A 15,948-nucleotide genomic window follows, 5' to 3' on the forward strand; every position below is an offset into this window, starting at 1 on the left:
TATATAAGTTATTAAACTAATTTATAATTTAAACATAAGAAAATAAACTACTCACACTCATTAACTCCAGAATTAACATATGAAAATATAACTGTATTTACGGAAAAATCACCAGAAGTCAATATTGAACCCTGATAACCAATTACAGGACCTGAATTTGCTGTTATAATATTAATACTATTATTTTTACCTAAACAATATGTATCAACGCCTTTACCCTGTCCTTTGAACACCCATCCATCTTGTTTCAATAGTTTTATTATTTCATCAAGTTTCTTTGAATCCTTAGAAAGTTCAACATTAGAAATCTGTGTTTGAGATTTATTTATTGCATTTCTTATTTTAATATCAGAACCCAATATTTTGATCATTTTATCATCAAAAGCATACTTGTCTGAATTATCTGGTCTCAGACCTGCTGTACACGCGATCAAGTTAACCGTTGAAATAATACAGAACAGTGTTTTTATATTTTCACCTATTTTCAAAATATTACACCTCATATTTGAATTAAATTCCCTTTAAACACCAGAAAATTATTTTTTTAAATACTTCTAATAATTTTAAATAAAAACTCCGTACAAATTACTTACAACCATTTACACCATCATCATTATATACATAATAAATCAACCAATCATTAAAATCACCAAAGACAACTCTACTTCCACTTCTATCAAAATATTCATTCTTTTCTGGATATAAAATTCCTAATTTATTATAAACACCATTACAATATATATATAATCCATTATAAACATCCTTTCTTACCCATCCTTCTTTTATTATCTTTTCTTCAACACCAAAAAAATCAACTTTACTCATATTATCTTTGGATATCAAAATATTAGAAATTTCAGCATTAGGCTTCACTATCCCAGGCTCATACTCATATTTATACCCTTTAAAAACCAATTTTGAAAACTCTTGAATATCGACCTTATTTTTGTGTGAATTATTATTTACACAAGACACTAAAAAAAAGGATAATCCTAGTATAGAAAAGAATATTTTATTCATTTTAAATCCATAAATTTTATCCAAAGTTTATTTTAGTTTTCTCAATAAAAAACCATTCAAAATTTTACATGCTTACAATATGACGTTCCTTCTTTCTTATAAATAACACCTATATTCCATTGATCCAACAAGCTAGATTTCATATATAATTTTTGCCCAAACTTATCATAATATTCCATTTTCTCTGGATAAATAATTGTCATTTGATTATACCGATCATAACAATACACATACTGATCCTCAGATGTATAAACCAACTTCCATTTTTTCTCTATTCTACTTTTTATCATTTCAAAATTAGACAAGGATAAATTAGACTTAGGAATAAAAAAATTATAGTAGTTGGCAAAACCTCGTTGCATTCCTACCTTTAAATCATAATTATAGCCATCAAATAAATAAGAAATTTCTTTCTCAACTTCAATTTCATTGCTTTTAGAACTATCTATTTCATTACATGCTTGTAAAAATATAATTATAATTATTAATAAACCGACTTTAATCCAAACACCAACTTTCATTTCACCTTATTTTCCACATTCAAGTTAAACCTAACAAACAATTATAATATAAAAAATATTACAAGATACTCAAATCAATCTAATAAAAAATTCAATCAGTTTTTAACAACTACACTAATATATCTACTTCATCAACACACTCTCCTTTAAAAATAATATTTCTCACAAACAACTAAAAAACCTCACAAAAACAATATTAGCCACTATTTATAAAAAATGGCTAACCATATTACATAAGAATCATTAAATTTAAATATCACTAAGACTTCTAAATATTTTAATTTACTCTAACTCTATGATTGGAAGCTTCTCTTTACGACAATCATTAACTTTCCTTTCATTATAATCAAGAAAAATTACCCAATTATTTTGGCTAGATGGTTTAACCTCATGACCTATGAAACTATAATATATATCTTTTTCAGGAAATAAAGCTCCAAGATAAATTTTTTCACCAAAACAATATTCGTAAAAATTATCTTTATTAGATATTAATTTCCAACCATCCTTTTTTAATTGAATATCAATTTTCTTATATTCAATTAATGACAATCTAGCCTTCCATATTTTTGTTATTGAATATTTATTTTCTGGCTTATTTATGGAAATATACTCATCAGGAGCATATACTCTAAAGTATTTATCAATTATAATTTTGGAATACGCCCCATCCTTTGAAACTTTAGTATTCACACACGAAGTTATTAATATTATAAAAACAATAAGATGCCCAAAATTAATCCATTTCATTTTTTCTTATCCTTATTCAAAAACTCTAGTTTAAAGTTCGCATTCTTTGTATTAGTCTCTGACATATCAAAGGTTGTAGTCCCAGCACCAAACTCAATACCTACTTTAGCTGTTGGACTAAACCATTTTTCAGCCTCTGGAATGGTCACGCCACCAGTTACTCCCCTAAATCCAACTGTTGTTGTCACGCCTTTACCTGGAAGCCAATTATTTACAAAACGAGCGATATCTTCTCTATCCTCTTTAGTTTTATTTGTAATATAACCAAAGCTACACCCTCCTCCCTTAGCAGTTATACTTTTATAAATACCTTTTGCAAATTGTAAAGATGTTAAATTTTTTTTATTCAACATTGCTGCTATATCGTTTGGAATTGCTGTACCGCTAATCCCCTGAGTAAGATAAACACTTCCATCATGCAAATTAACAACAGCTCCCGCTGATAGTGGCCCTACCCCGCCAGAACATATTGCATAATCCAAAGTACAAGTATTTTCCAATATACATTTACCTACTCTATCAATCTGATCCAATTCACGATCTCTACCAGAACTATTTGAATTGTATGGAAAATTAACATGTCCTTTTTGAACTGCATCGAATTTATTTTTAACCCATTTATCTAATTTTCCAACTGTCGTGCTTTCTACTTTTGCTTTTGCTTTAAGATAATCTTGCTTTCTTTTTGCATCTAACTCTCTATTTATTTTATCAAAATCATAATATTGTTTATCAGCCATCAACCCCATCGGATCCACCCACTGATTTGGATCACTTACATAAGCTGAATTATTTAATCCTCCAAATAATCCTATCGGATCTTTACTCACATACCTTGCACTATACGGTTCGTAATAACGATAACGGTTATAGTGTAAGTCTGTTTCTTTATCGTAATATTGCCCCTGAAAACGGATATTACTTTGTTCAAATGGATTGTCTTGGTTTGTTGTATTAATTTCTAAAGCTGTGCCCCATGTATCCTGTTTTATTTCCCAAACACACTCGCCTAACTCATTACTCAAGGTTTGTGGTGTACCGACTTGGTCACAGTGGTAAAAGGCAACACGTTCTAATTTAGCTTTGTTCTTTCTGGTTTCAGTTTTCCATACAGGGTCTTTATAAATCGAATAAGGTACATTTTGGAATTGACGATAGTCAGGTGTTTCAATCAACTGAATAAAGCCTGTATAACCAGTCTGTAATAACGGTACAAAGCTATTCGGTTCATAGACATAGTGTTTGGTGTAGTCTTGCTGTTTTGATTGATTTTGGTTTGCTTGATATGACTCCCATATCATTAGATCACCATCCCAACCAAATAAGGTTAAACTGTGGTCTGTTTGGTTATTCTTAAATAATCGGCGACCAAAAACATCATAACCATAGTCTGTGATTTGACCATTGCTGTCACTTTGTATCAGACGATTTAAGTTATCCCACGTGAGTTTTAAAGTCTGACCTGCTTGAGTGGTTTCAATCACATTACCCTGTGCATCATATTTATAATGTTTGCCTTGATACTGGCTAATCAAGTTATTTTTCACTTGCGCAGCTTGTGTGGCAATCGGATCAATTAAGTTCCCCGCAGGATCAAAACTAAAGCTTTCAGTCTTATATGGGTTTTGGCTTTTGATTAAACGCCCGATTGGATCATATTGGTAATTTAACTTTCCTAGATGACTATCATCGACTTGAGTCAGCAAATAGTTGTTATCATAGTGATAATGACGTTCTGTTTGAAATTGTACCCTATCCGTTGTTTCTTGCTCTGGGCGAATGATTTGTGAGCTAAGTAAGCCCACATCATTATAATTTTTAGTTTGCACTAAACCATTGGCAAGCAATCGTGTGGTTTCACGATGTAAATCATCACGTTGGAATGCCACCATATCTTGTTGGTTAAAAGCAATACCATAAATATGCCCTGATCCATAACTTAGATTGGCTTGTACTTGCCCATCAGGACGAATGGTTTGAGTCAAATTCCCCAATTCATCGTACTCATAACGTAATACTGCGGTCAGTGGGTTTAGATTTGCTACTTTATAGTGTTGATGCTCACGTACCAATTGTCCAAGTTGATTGCGATAAAAATGAATTTGGCTTTCTGTATTGGTCGCTTTACTGAGTTGGTTATTTAAGTTGTATTCAAACTCTTCAACTTGGCTATGCCGAGTCTGCAAATGGGTATAAGTCTTTGACGCGATCGAACCATCCGTATGATAGCCGAATTGAGTCAGAATATTTGGTTGGCGGATTTGAAATAAAAATCCATTGTCATAATATGTAAAGTGCTTTTCTTCACCATCAAAGGCTTGTTCACGCACCAATTGCCCAAAATGATTATAGTCAAATAGATATTCGGCATGGTTTTGATTGCTTAGTTTTTGAATTCGACCTTGTTTATCCCACTGGTAGCCGATTTGGTGTCTATTTGCATCGACCCGTTGTTCTAATAGTCCGACTTGATTGTATTTATATTGGGTAATTAAGCCTTTGCTATCGGTATGCTTAAGTAAACGCCCTTCTTCATCATGTTCAAATTGTTCTTTTAATCCATCAGGATAAATGATTGCTTGTAACTGCCCTCGGTCTTTACCTTGAGTACTGTAGAGATACTGAACCTGTTGTGCATCCGCAGAGGCTTGTGCAGTCAGTGTACCGTCTGCATCATATTCCCAAGCACTACTTTTCCCTGAACAATCGGTATACGACACCATCTGCCCAAGATCATTATATTGAATTTTCTTTGAGCCGCCTTTGGCATCAATCACTTCAACCAATTGATTATCATTATTATATTTATACTGGGTGATATGTCCTAAAGGATTAATGTCTTTGCTGACATTGCCATCAGCATCATATTGTTTTTTCCAGATATTGCCTTCTGGGTCCTTAGTTTCAGTCAGATTACCATTTTCATCATAGGCAAAAAGGATGATGCCACCATTTGACTGTACAATTTTCACCAACTGACCTAGTTCATTATAAGCTTGTTCAATTTCTAAGCCTGCAAAATCAATTTGTCGAGTAATCCGTTTTTGACTATCTCGAGATATCCACTTTTCACGACCATCGGCTAAACGAGTACGATAGGTAAAACCGTCTAAATCAAAATAATAATAGGTTGGAACTTCATAACCATCATAGACTGCCACCTGACGCAAACGTGGATGCCATTCTAAACGGGTTTTAAAACTACCATCATCTGCCCATTCCTCAATCGCTTTGGCTTTGGGTGCGGTAGATTCATATCGAATATTTTGCCCACGTCCAGTACGATCTGTATAACGGGTCAATTGATGGGCATGGTTATATTCATAACTGCGTGTATGTCCATTTTGATCAATGGCTTTGATCAGATTGCCTTGTTGATCATATTCATAACGTGCCAATGCTTCCGCTTGTTCATCGACAAATGCGGCAATGACTTTGGCTTGTTCATTAAAAGCAAACTTGACTAAGTGTTTAGCGCGCTTCAATTGAAAATCAATCGCCTGTAAATAGGCAAATTGTTCAAACAATAAATAGGTCAGTACTACTTTTTCATCAGTCTGATCATTAAATTGTTGAACGAGGTGATAATGTTTTCCAGCATTAAAACTATGAAAATGGAAATTCCAGTCTGAACCAAAATTCAGCAATAAATCTCCATCGTCATGTGGCGCGACACTAAAGCCTTCAAAGGGTACGTAATATTTTTCATAGACGATCGAAGCAGGCAGCTGATGTTTACGTCCATTGCTGTCAATAAATAAATACCCATTTTGATTTTGTATGATCACATTGGAAAATGGCATCATCCAACGTGCGCCGATCATACTGTGGTCAAACTCATTCATTTGAGAGTTATATTGACGACTAAAGGTAAAACCAACTTTAGGCAAGTAAAAGTCTGAATGATTAACCCGCTCCGCACCAATCGCATAACTAATACTATGTGTCGTTGCTGAATCACTCGGTAATGAATCGGGTTGTTGGGTTGCACAACTCGGATCATTTAAAGCATCAGGTTGTAAGGTGACAAACTCTAAAATATCACCATTGATATGCTGCTCATGTTCGCCTGTTTGGTTTAACGGCACACTGGCTGTGGCTTTTTTACCTTGAGTTTGGATGGCTTTTAGGGTTTCTTGAATCAACCAAGCAAGGCTATATTGAGTTCCTGCATTGCTTTGTTGTTGAATCACTGTAGTAAGTTGTGGTGTCGCCTTAAGCACTTCTTCTGTTAATCGTGTTGCGATATTCGGGGTCATCTTTGCTGTCATATCAGCTTGTGCAGGTGTACCCAACAAATCAATCAATGGCTGTGCCCAGTTGCTAAACTGCTTGCTTGGATCACGTTTTTCAGCTGTTGCTCCCGCTGAAGCAACGCTGGGCAATCCAGCTACAGCACTGCTGCTAAAAGCTTGGAGAATTGAAGTCCCTAGTGTCGTAGCACTCGACAATAAACCTGATAATTTACTTTGTGTTTCTTGTAGGAATTTTTCTAAATCGCCTGCCATCTGTGCATTTAAGTGTAGCTGCATACGACGTAAATCAGCTTCTTTGATTTTGCCATTGGCTGGGTATAAACATTCGGCCATTAAACCCAGCATTGGACGTAAAGCCATACGCACATGTGCTTCTGTATTCGGTTGTAAAAATAAACCGATTAAGTTCATGCTTAACAATGCCGATTGTTGTACGCCTGCCTCAGCTTGTTTGGGTTCTGTAGCAAATAGAATTAAATCCAAAACACTACCGGATAATGCAAAGATATTGGCGACTGTTGGTACATTGGCGCTTGCTTTGATCTGTTCTAGGCTGGTGTTTCCACAAGCCTGTAAATAGTTTTGGATTTGATGGGCGATAAACTTATGGTCTTCTGTATGCGTCAGACTGGCCAAATTAAATACTGCCAACTCTACCGCTGGCTTGGTCTCTTTAGCGGTTGGTTGTTGCTGTGTATTTGACCCTGCGGTCTGATTTTTACTATCTATAAATGCCATAAACTTAACCTTAATACGTTCTAATTTTTAATTTAATTTCAATCAATTAAAATTCAAAAAAATGTTCAATTATTTATTTCGCGCGTTATATACATCTGGTTGTTCAGCAGCCGTTTTCCGCACAGTCACTTGTTTGGTGACATAACGAGACTCTTCCAGATCCATCCGTACCACATCCTTATCCATATCATAAATCGACTGCGGTTTTCTCACGTCGACAGGTGCTGTCGCTTGTGGAGTCTGTTGAGTCAAAATTGGCGCAGGCTGACTGACTTGTTGAGGAATATTTTGCGGGATCGTGGGTACTGATGCATCGCCTTTTCGAGTGGTAATGCTATAGGTTAAGAAGCGAGAGAAATATTCATCTTTTTTAATAAAATCATCCACCACTTTCACTGGGGCATCTAACCCATTTTGAGCAGCGCCAAATGACTCTGCAACAAAACCTTGCCCCAGTGACGACCCAAATCCTGTTCCAGCAGTTATATTAGAAACTAAACCGCTGGTCTGTTGAGCAAACAATGCTGAGGCTTGGTCTTTAAAGAAATCGATGCCTTGATCTTTAATGTTTTGTAGGGATTGACTTGGATTAGCAATCATCTGGCCCACATTCATCATCTGTGACGGAGATAAATTTAAATTCAATGCTGAAGAGACGGAACCTAATGCACTTTGAGTAAATTGTTCTTTAAATTGTCCCAAGCTTTGTGTGCCTAAGTCTTTTAAAGCGTTTTTGCCCATATCTTTCAATGAGTCAGCATTCAAAGAGAATAAATTGTTTTTGAGTTGGGACATCATATTTTGCCCCACTGAATTTAAAGCATTTTGTGCAAAACTTGTGGCGCCACCGACCACTTCTTCTGACCAAGTATAATCACGGTTAAAATGACTTGCTTTATCCCATGCACTCCGTGGATCCGTTTCAAATTCAACTTTGGCAGGGCCAGGTGCAATACCTGTCACTTGGGCAAAACCATTGCCATCCAGCTTGCCAGACACTTGCTTGCCAAATGAGTCAATCACTTTAAAGCCGGTTTGTTTAAAGAAGTCTTGCCCACCATAGCTTTTTAATAAGTCGAGTGCGCCTTTGAGCGGATTCGATGGCGGCAGTTGTGCTGATTTACTGACACTGGCACCCGGCTTAAATTTGTGCTGCCCAGCATTGACCTCAAATTTCCCACCTGTTTTGGGGAAAATCCCTGAGCCATTTAGGGCAATCTGTGATGAACCACCAGTAATCAACACTTCTTTTGGACTACTGATTTCTATCCGATCTTCTGTAGATGAGATGGTAATCCCCAGTTTGGCAAATACATCTAAAGCATCTGACTGCGCTTGAATTTCAACTTTACTTTGCGCTGCAATGGCTTTAATGCCACCTTGAGCAGCAAATAGACTCACTTTGCCTAAAGCTTGCCCCAAAAGATTCTTTTGGGTACTCAAGTTGATGCTATCGCCCGCAGTATGGTTAATGATGCCTGTGGCTGAAAGATGGATATCTTCAGGGGTACTTAAGGCAATCCCATCAACAGAACTGAGTAACATGATGGCTTTTTTATACTTGGCAACATCTTTTTCAATTTCTTCGGCAAAAGCTTTGAGTTGCTCAATCGATTCTATTTCATCCGTCTTTTGATTCTTGGCAATATCGCTTAAAGCTTTACTGTTGGTCTGACTGCCTTCAAGTTGCTTTTTGGCAAGCTCTGAATCAAGGTGATCACCTTTAGCTTGGTCTTGTTTATAGGTTGAAAGTAGTAAGCCTTGCCCTGCTCGAACTGCTCCCCATTGGTCAGTTCTCAGCTCAAAGCCTTCACCACGATCATCACTTTCCGCTTTGTCTTTAGGATGACTCAGTTTGCCCAAGTTGAGTTGGCTGGCGGCATGACTACTTTGTAACTGGCTGCTGATTTGGCCAGTAGTATCGTCAAACCTCAGTTGATTGTAACCACTGCCTTGATACTCTCGACTTTTGATTCCTGCCAGTTTCTTGGTGTCAGGCAGTTTGCCTTTGTCATCAAACTTGCTTGGATGACGTTGCGCTTCATGGATGCGCCCAACCACAAATGGACGGTCAATGTTGCCATCAAAGAAATCAATAACAACAATCTCTCCTATTCTCGGTAAGAACCGCGCACCATAGCCTTCACCTGCCCACGGGGTCAGGACATCGACCCAAGCGGAATCTGTGTCATTGTCATTAGAACCCGCACCGCCATCATGGGTATTGTCTTCATTACGGCTAAACAGGAAGCGAACTTTAATACGCCCCCATTCATCGACATGGATTTCTTCTCCGCTTGGCCCCACCACTTTGGCCCGTTGTGGTGATGCAATCGGTCGGTGTTGTAATGGGTTATAAGCTGGAACCGTGCTGATATTACGACGTTGAATGGTTAAATTACTGGCTTGACGTTCATCACTCGTGTTGCTGGTGATTTGACTTGTTTGCCAATTGCTTTGTTGAACTAAAGTGGTGACTTGATCGGTAAGATCTTTGGGTAAATTGTTTTGGTTATAAAAGCTTTTAGCCGTGATTAAAAACTCTTTGTCTGCACCTGAGTGTTGATCTATCTCAGGGTGTTCATTCAGTTCAAACCAATAACCAACATGTGCATCGCGCACTGTTGACGTTGCTGTAAATTGTTTCGCTTGTGAATCATAATAGTTGCTGAGGTTTTGATTAAACTTTTCAATCTGACTGTTGCCCGATGGCGTTACACCATCTTCGCCATTCAAGTCTTGAATCCATGCAGGACTAAAGTGCCATGCTTGTTCTAAAGCTAAACTGGCATTGTCATAATTTTCACTATGGCTGTGTTTACTTTGGACACTGCCAGCGCCTTCATCGATATCCAATACATCAGCTTGCCAACGCTGGATATGCACCGAAGTCGGTTGAATGGAACGCTGACCAATAAAATTGGTGATTGAATCAGTTTTTTCTACGGCGCTGCTTCTATGAAAGCGAATATTGCGGCGTTCTAGGGCACTAAATTGCGAATTGTCATCAATTAAACGGAGCTTTTGTGCTTGAATTTGTTCTGTTGAGCTCGACACTTTAAGTTGTGCTTCATCGATCAGCCAGTTAATCCCTTCACTTCTCATCAAACGGGTCAGGAAGTCAAAGTCACTTTCAGATGCCTGCATAATGAATGGACGCACATCATAGTCTTTGCTTAAGCCACTCTTATCTAGACTCAGACTTGAGGCAAACAGTGGGCTGCGTTGTGCCCATTCTTGAAACACGGTCTGGATCACATCCACAACCGACTTATTCATAAATACTCGAGAGTTTCTACGATGTTTCCAAAGTGCTGTTGGGTCTTCTACAGTCAAACGATAGATAGTAAGAGAACCATCAGATGCGCCAATATCGGCTTGGGTCACAATCCCTGAAATACGGGTTAATTCGGATTTATCTGTGACGATATCAATTGCAGCTTGAGTTCCAATAAAGCTTTTTAAAGGGATAGTTGCTGACGTTGCAAGACAGATGAGTTGGAGCCGAACACCCTCATTGATTTGATGTGTTCCATCGATACGTTGTAGGAACACCTGTTGGCTCAACGCCGAATTAGAAAATTGTACGTGGATCGCACGTTTTTGTGCTGATAAGCCAAGCTGCTCCAAAGCAGCGTAAATATTGTTAGACATGCATTATTATTTAATTTTAAATTGTGATGTATTCTACTAAAAAATTTAGGGCTTTGTCTATACAGACTAGTCTATCTTGCGGTTAATATTTAAGCAAAAATGCATCTATTTTTATTATAACTCATATAAAAGATAAAAATTTCTCATTGTTTTATCAAATATTTATTTAAAAATACGCCCTTGCTTAAAACACGATTATTACACTGAGCTGATGTTTGACTATTTTTATTTCGATTCGGTCAATTCACATAATGCGTTTTAAACAGTATGGGGAAACTAAACAGCTTTGAACCAAAATTAGGGCGATACAACATGTACTCATTGAATTTTTATTCATTTCAAATTGTGCAACAACAACTCAAATAGAATAGACCTCTACAAATATGGCTAAAAAATCCGCTAAATAGCTGATCCATTCTATTGTTTTAAATTTTGACGACACTTGATACTTATCTTTGGTTAAGAATTTGTTTTATATAAATAATAAAAAAGCTGGTGATAAGTGAGAATTAAACACTCAGCACCAGCTTTTATTAGCTAACATCAATTAATAATTAAAAGTATAACTCAAACCAAAGGTCCGCCCTTGTGCCCGCATACTAGACACAGGGGAAAAGGTAATTTCTGACTGCTGGCTATACACCGTGCGATAGTCTTTATTCCACACGTTATAAATTCCAAAATCCACCCGCCCCTTATACGCAGGGAAATTCACTAGGGTATCCATAATCGCATAACCCTTTATTTTTGCAGCACGGTTTGGAACCACCTTATCACTGTTCACCGCAACCTTATCATCTTCAAATGCTTTGTCAGTTCCTTTTACAGCAAGCATCTGTACACGGAATCCATAACCATCATCACTATTCCACTCACCAAAAATAGTTCCCTTAGTTGGAGATACCTGATAAGCATTTAACTCACGCCAATTACCAGCCGCATCCTTATATTGTCCACGGGTGTAAGCCAACGTACCACCAATTTTAAAATCATCCAAAATTGGATATGCCGCAGTCATTTCTGCACCGTAAACACGCTGATCAGTATCAGCAATATTGACAGAACGGTCCGCATTGAACTGAATGACTTTATCAGATGTGTTATAAAAGCCAGTAATTCCTAAATCAAGTTTTTGATCATCTTGCAGACGCCAACCCAGTTCATAACTATTGACGGTTAGTGGTTCTATATTCGCAGTTGAAACGGTCAGAATTGAGACATCACGCAACATCCGTAATACATCTGGATAACTAAATCCTTGAGAGAAATTGGCAAATAATTGCTGATTATCAGTAAGTTTATAAACTGCGCCTAAATTAAACAAAAACTTGTCAGCATTTGTTGAATCACTCGCTACGCTTTGTGTTTGTCTAGAAGGTGTATAAGCGTCTGTATCTGCCTTAATATATTGATAGCGCGTTCCCGCTTGTAGATTAAAGCGATCCGTTAATTGATAATCTGCCTGTAAAAAAGCACCGATATTTTGAATGACAGTATCTGGACCAGCATCTAATCTTCTACCAGTATCCTTGTAAACCATACCGTTATTGCTGACAGACAATACGTCATAATGCTGAGTATCTTTTTCCCGGTCATAATCCAGACCATAGGTCAGATTAAGATCACGCGCTGCAAGCTTAAAATCAGACTGAACTGTAGACCGCATTCCTGCCACATCAACCGTATATTGCGATTGATTTACCGTCGCGCCACCAGCATAAACTGGGAAAAAACGTCCTTTTTCATTTCTATAATAGGCTTCCAAATTTACCGTCTGCCCCCATACATCCTGATTTTGATATTGGGTATTAAAGGCATAACGATCCGTAAATGGCTGATTACTTAATTCCAGTCCCTTGATTGCTCGTTCAGACTGTGGCCCTTTAGCAATGGTATAGTTCGGTCCATAATCAGGTAGATAACGAGTATCTTGCTTATCCTTATAATACTGCGCACCAAAACTCAAGCTTTGTGTGTCAGTCAAATTAAAATTCAGGCGCCCATTTATATCTAGTGTATCTGTATCATTACGGCTGGTCTGATTGGGTTCAGTTGCGATTCGATCCCCATTCGCATCAAATAATGATCCTCGACTGGTATAGTTCGCACCAAGAAAACCATCCATTTTATCATTGCTGAAAGAAACACTCTGACCCGCTTCATAAGCCAGACCATCTCCTCGGAAATTATCAGCAGAGGTTATCCCTAATTTCGTCTCAAAACTCAGTGGTTTCGATTTGTCAGCACGTTTGGTAATGATATTAATAATCCCACCCGTTGCACCAGAACCATAAATACTGGTTGCCCCAGAAATGACCTCAATCCGTTCAATCATCCCCGGACTAATACTGTTCAATTGGCGCGCAGGATCACGCGACCCCGTCTGAGATACACCATCAATCATCACCAGTACAGTTCTGCCTCGCATGGTCTGACCATAATTACTTCCAGTACCACTAGACGGCGCCAGTGAAGGAACCAGTTGAGCAAGAACATCTGCCACTTTTCGCCCTGCCCCAGCCTGTTTTTGTACCTCTGCTCCGCTGATGTTCTGTACAGTCCCTGCAATATCTGCAATGCTTTTTTCTGATCGGGTTGCTGTAATAACGATCTGTGGCAATTTCTGGACAGATCCCTGTTGTTGAGCATTGCTAACTGGTGTCTGATTATTCGAGGTTTCATCCTGCGCATATAACTGACTACTGATTGCAATAGATAAAACACATAAGCTGAATTGGGAAAGGCGCATCCTGTTTCCTCAGTTGTAGGCCTGAATTTTAGTGCTAATAATAATCATTATTATTACCGATGTAAAACATAATATTCCGATGGTGTATATCAAACCTGTTCTGGCATATTCGAGATAAAAAACAATTAAGTTGTTGATTTATTATATTTTACTGTACTCTCATTTCTGTTTCATTTAGTCCATCACCTTGCCGATAACGTCCACAGCGTGAGTAAAATTCATTTCGATAACAATGATATAGAACTGCTGTTTTTTCCAACATTTTTATTTTTTTCTGCGCTTGGTAAGCAATATCTTCTGCAATATAGGCATAAGATTTTACATTTTCATCCGGCTCACCCACAATTTTACTGGCAGCTGAATTTTCAAAAATAAAATAACTCATCATGCGCATGACAGCTCTGAAATGTCCTTGCCCAAGCACATGTTTTTCACCGAGTAAAATATGCCAGCCCAGATCAGAGTCATCAGCATCATAATAAAGTGCCAGTCGATCGCGCTTGGCTTCATATATCTCAAGATAACCGACATCTGTATGTTCAATCGTAATAATAAATAAACGCTGATGATCATCACAAATCATCTTTTCAAAATAAACGGCCAGTTCAAGCTCTGGTTTATTCAGCTGCCACTGCGGAATCACATGAGGTTCATGCATCCATTTATACAATAATGGAAAATCCTGCGGAAGTTGCACAGCCCTTAATCCATAAGCTATTCCTCTTTCCTCGTAATGGAACTCATCCAACAGCTGTGAAGATAATGTCATCATAAATATTTACTCAATTCAATTTCATGCAGATGCAGTAAAGTGATAATAATCCTGTGCTGAATGTTCGCTGAAAAACTGGTCCCGTTTCTGCCGTTCTTGGATTTCCATTTGCTGAAACTGCTCGAGATGATGACGGGCAATATCTGGACTCAAAATAAACACACCATCGGCATCTCCCACCATTAAGTCGCCAGAGGAAATACAGGTATCTCCCATCTGTATTTGCTGGTCAAACTCCACCACACTCTCTCCCTGCTGACGTGTAGTCAGACAACTGACCGATGAAGCAAAAACGGGGACCTTCATGTTTCTTAAAGCAGTTACATCCGTTACTGCACCCAATATGATTACAGCGGCAAGCTGATGATATATGGCAGCGCGATGTCGCTGTTCTCCCCAGCAGGCACGATGTTCCAGCTGACGCGCATCAATGACCAGTACATCACCCGGCTGACTGTTCAGCAAAGCCTGACGCAGTGCCATACCATTGACTGAATGCACTGTAGCCGTACGCACCCGACCCACAGCATGCCCAATCTGGTTAATCGCATGAATCTGTGGTAAATGCCCTTGGTCCAGTACATGACCAATGGTTGAGCTGGCAATATCTGCATAACTCTGGATTAAATTATTTAACTGCTCTTGCATGAGTATTGACCTCTGTGTTCATCCTGTCTTAGTAATGGACAGCTTGCACAATATTCTTTCTGTGCTTCAGGTAACTGAAAATAAAAGCAGCATTTTTTACGTTGATAGGTCGTGGACGATTGCGGCCGACTCTGATCTAGTAAATAAAATGGGTTTTGTTTTAGGCCTAGATCAGCTGCAGGCAAATCTATCAAAAACTGCCGTTGATACTGGATACGGCTGAGTAAAGCTTGGTTACCCCCTTTTCTGTTCATCATGTCGTAAAATTGCAGAATTCGTAATGCAGTATTTTCCCACAACAAAAATTTCTGTACTTTCCCTGTACGGGCAAGGGCATCAAATAACTTTTTCAGGTCATCCAGTATGAATCGCACATATCCTTCAAAAGATTGCTGTTTTCTACTGACGCCATGCTGTAATTGGGGCAGATTAATCAGATGCAGTGTTCTGTCCCAATACCAGTCAGGAGGCAATCCTGTGGAAATACAGGATAAGTCCCATGGCAAATCAATATCCTCAGAAGTCAGTGCGTAAAAATATGGGAATAACAGAGGGACAGCCCAGTATTTAATGAACATGGATGTAGCGCAGGTTAAATTCACTGCATCCACGCGAGAACTAAAATCATTTAATGCTATCAAACATGCAGAGGGATTTAGCAGATCAGTAAAACTCAGTATCTGCTGCCCCTCTACAGGCAGTACATCAAATTGAATATTCAAGCGTTCAGCCAGCAACTGCCTAAGTACTGATATATCAGATTTTGTCATTTTAAAATCAGACCCAATATTCAATACTGCAATCTTTGACTGCACACCTGAGTTTTCTCTATTCATGAAA

The 15,948-nt window shown here is 38.1% G+C and carries 10 protein-coding genes; all 10 read right to left on the reverse strand.

Annotated features, from left to right (window positions below; all coding sequences use genetic code 11):
• Positions 1-47: 47 nt before the first annotated feature.
• Positions 48-488, reverse strand: a complete 441-nt coding sequence (locus F981_RS10705) for a hypothetical protein (protein WP_035371578.1) — start codon at positions 486-488, stop codon at positions 48-50.
• Between the two features lie 97 nt (positions 489-585).
• Positions 586-1,020, reverse strand: coding sequence for a hypothetical protein (locus F981_RS10710; RefSeq protein WP_004721401.1), 435 nt, complete (start codon positions 1,018-1,020; stop codon positions 586-588).
• A gap of 56 nt (positions 1,021-1,076) precedes the next feature.
• A complete protein-coding gene (locus F981_RS10715) occupies positions 1,077-1,541 on the reverse strand; it encodes a hypothetical protein (RefSeq protein WP_004721402.1) in 465 nt (154 codons plus the stop codon).
• Positions 1,542-1,823: 282 nt separating this feature from the next.
• Positions 1,824-2,291, reverse strand: coding sequence for a hypothetical protein (locus F981_RS10720; protein ID WP_004721403.1), 468 nt, complete (start codon positions 2,289-2,291; stop codon positions 1,824-1,826).
• A complete protein-coding gene (locus F981_RS10725; RefSeq protein ID WP_004721404.1) occupies positions 2,288-7,285 on the reverse strand; it encodes an RHS repeat-associated core domain-containing protein in 4,998 nt (1,665 codons plus the stop codon). The genes F981_RS10720 and F981_RS10725 overlap by 4 nt, the downstream gene beginning before the upstream one ends.
• A gap of 69 nt (positions 7,286-7,354) precedes the next feature.
• Complete coding sequence (locus F981_RS10730) at positions 7,355-10,939, reverse strand: type VI secretion system Vgr family protein (protein WP_004721405.1); 3,585 nt, start codon at positions 10,937-10,939, stop codon at positions 7,355-7,357.
• A 547-nt stretch (positions 10,940-11,486) separates the two neighbouring features.
• Entirely contained in the window at positions 11,487-13,688 is a 2,202-nt protein-coding gene (locus F981_RS10735; RefSeq protein ID WP_004721408.1) for a TonB-dependent receptor, read from the reverse strand.
• 148 nt (positions 13,689-13,836) lie between these two features.
• Positions 13,837-14,460, reverse strand: coding sequence for a GNAT family N-acetyltransferase (locus F981_RS10740; protein ID WP_004721409.1), 624 nt, complete (start codon positions 14,458-14,460; stop codon positions 13,837-13,839).
• Positions 14,461-14,481: 21 nt separating this feature from the next.
• Positions 14,482-15,108, reverse strand: a complete 627-nt coding sequence (locus tag F981_RS10745) for an RraA family protein (RefSeq protein ID WP_004721412.1) — start codon at positions 15,106-15,108, stop codon at positions 14,482-14,484.
• Entirely contained in the window at positions 15,093-15,944 is an 852-nt protein-coding gene (locus F981_RS10750; protein WP_228129024.1) for a (2Fe-2S)-binding protein, read from the reverse strand. Before F981_RS10750 ends, F981_RS10745 begins: the two co-directional genes overlap by 16 nt.
• Between the last annotated feature and the right edge of the window lie 4 nt (positions 15,945-15,948).

The organism is Acinetobacter guillouiae CIP 63.46, assembly GCF_000368145.1.
GTDB classification, from domain to species: Bacteria; Pseudomonadota; Gammaproteobacteria; order Pseudomonadales; family Moraxellaceae; genus Acinetobacter; species Acinetobacter guillouiae.

Coding starts and splice junctions, on each gene's coding strand:
- F981_RS10715 (WP_004721402.1), bottom strand. CDS start 1,541: ATGAAAGTTGGTGTTTGGATTAAAGTCGGTTTATTAATAATTATAATT.
- F981_RS10730 (WP_004721405.1), bottom strand. CDS start 10,939: ATGTCTAACAATATTTACGCTGCTTTGGAGCAGCTTGGCTTATCAGCA.
- F981_RS10750 (WP_228129024.1), bottom strand. CDS start 15,944: ATGAATAGAGAAAACTCAGGTGTGCAGTCAAAGATTGCAGTATTGAAT.
- F981_RS10710 (WP_004721401.1), bottom strand. CDS start 1,020: ATGAATAAAATATTCTTTTCTATACTAGGATTATCCTTTTTTTTAGTG.
- F981_RS10745 (WP_004721412.1), bottom strand. CDS start 15,108: ATGCAAGAGCAGTTAAATAATTTAATCCAGAGTTATGCAGATATTGCC.
- F981_RS10735 (WP_004721408.1), bottom strand. CDS start 13,688: ATGCGCCTTTCCCAATTCAGCTTATGTGTTTTATCTATTGCAATCAGT.
- F981_RS10740 (WP_004721409.1), bottom strand. CDS start 14,460: ATGATGACATTATCTTCACAGCTGTTGGATGAGTTCCATTACGAGGAA.
- F981_RS10725 (WP_004721404.1), bottom strand. CDS start 7,285: ATGGCATTTATAGATAGTAAAAATCAGACCGCAGGGTCAAATACACAG.
- F981_RS10720 (WP_004721403.1), bottom strand. CDS start 2,291: ATGAAATGGATTAATTTTGGGCATCTTATTGTTTTTATAATATTAATA.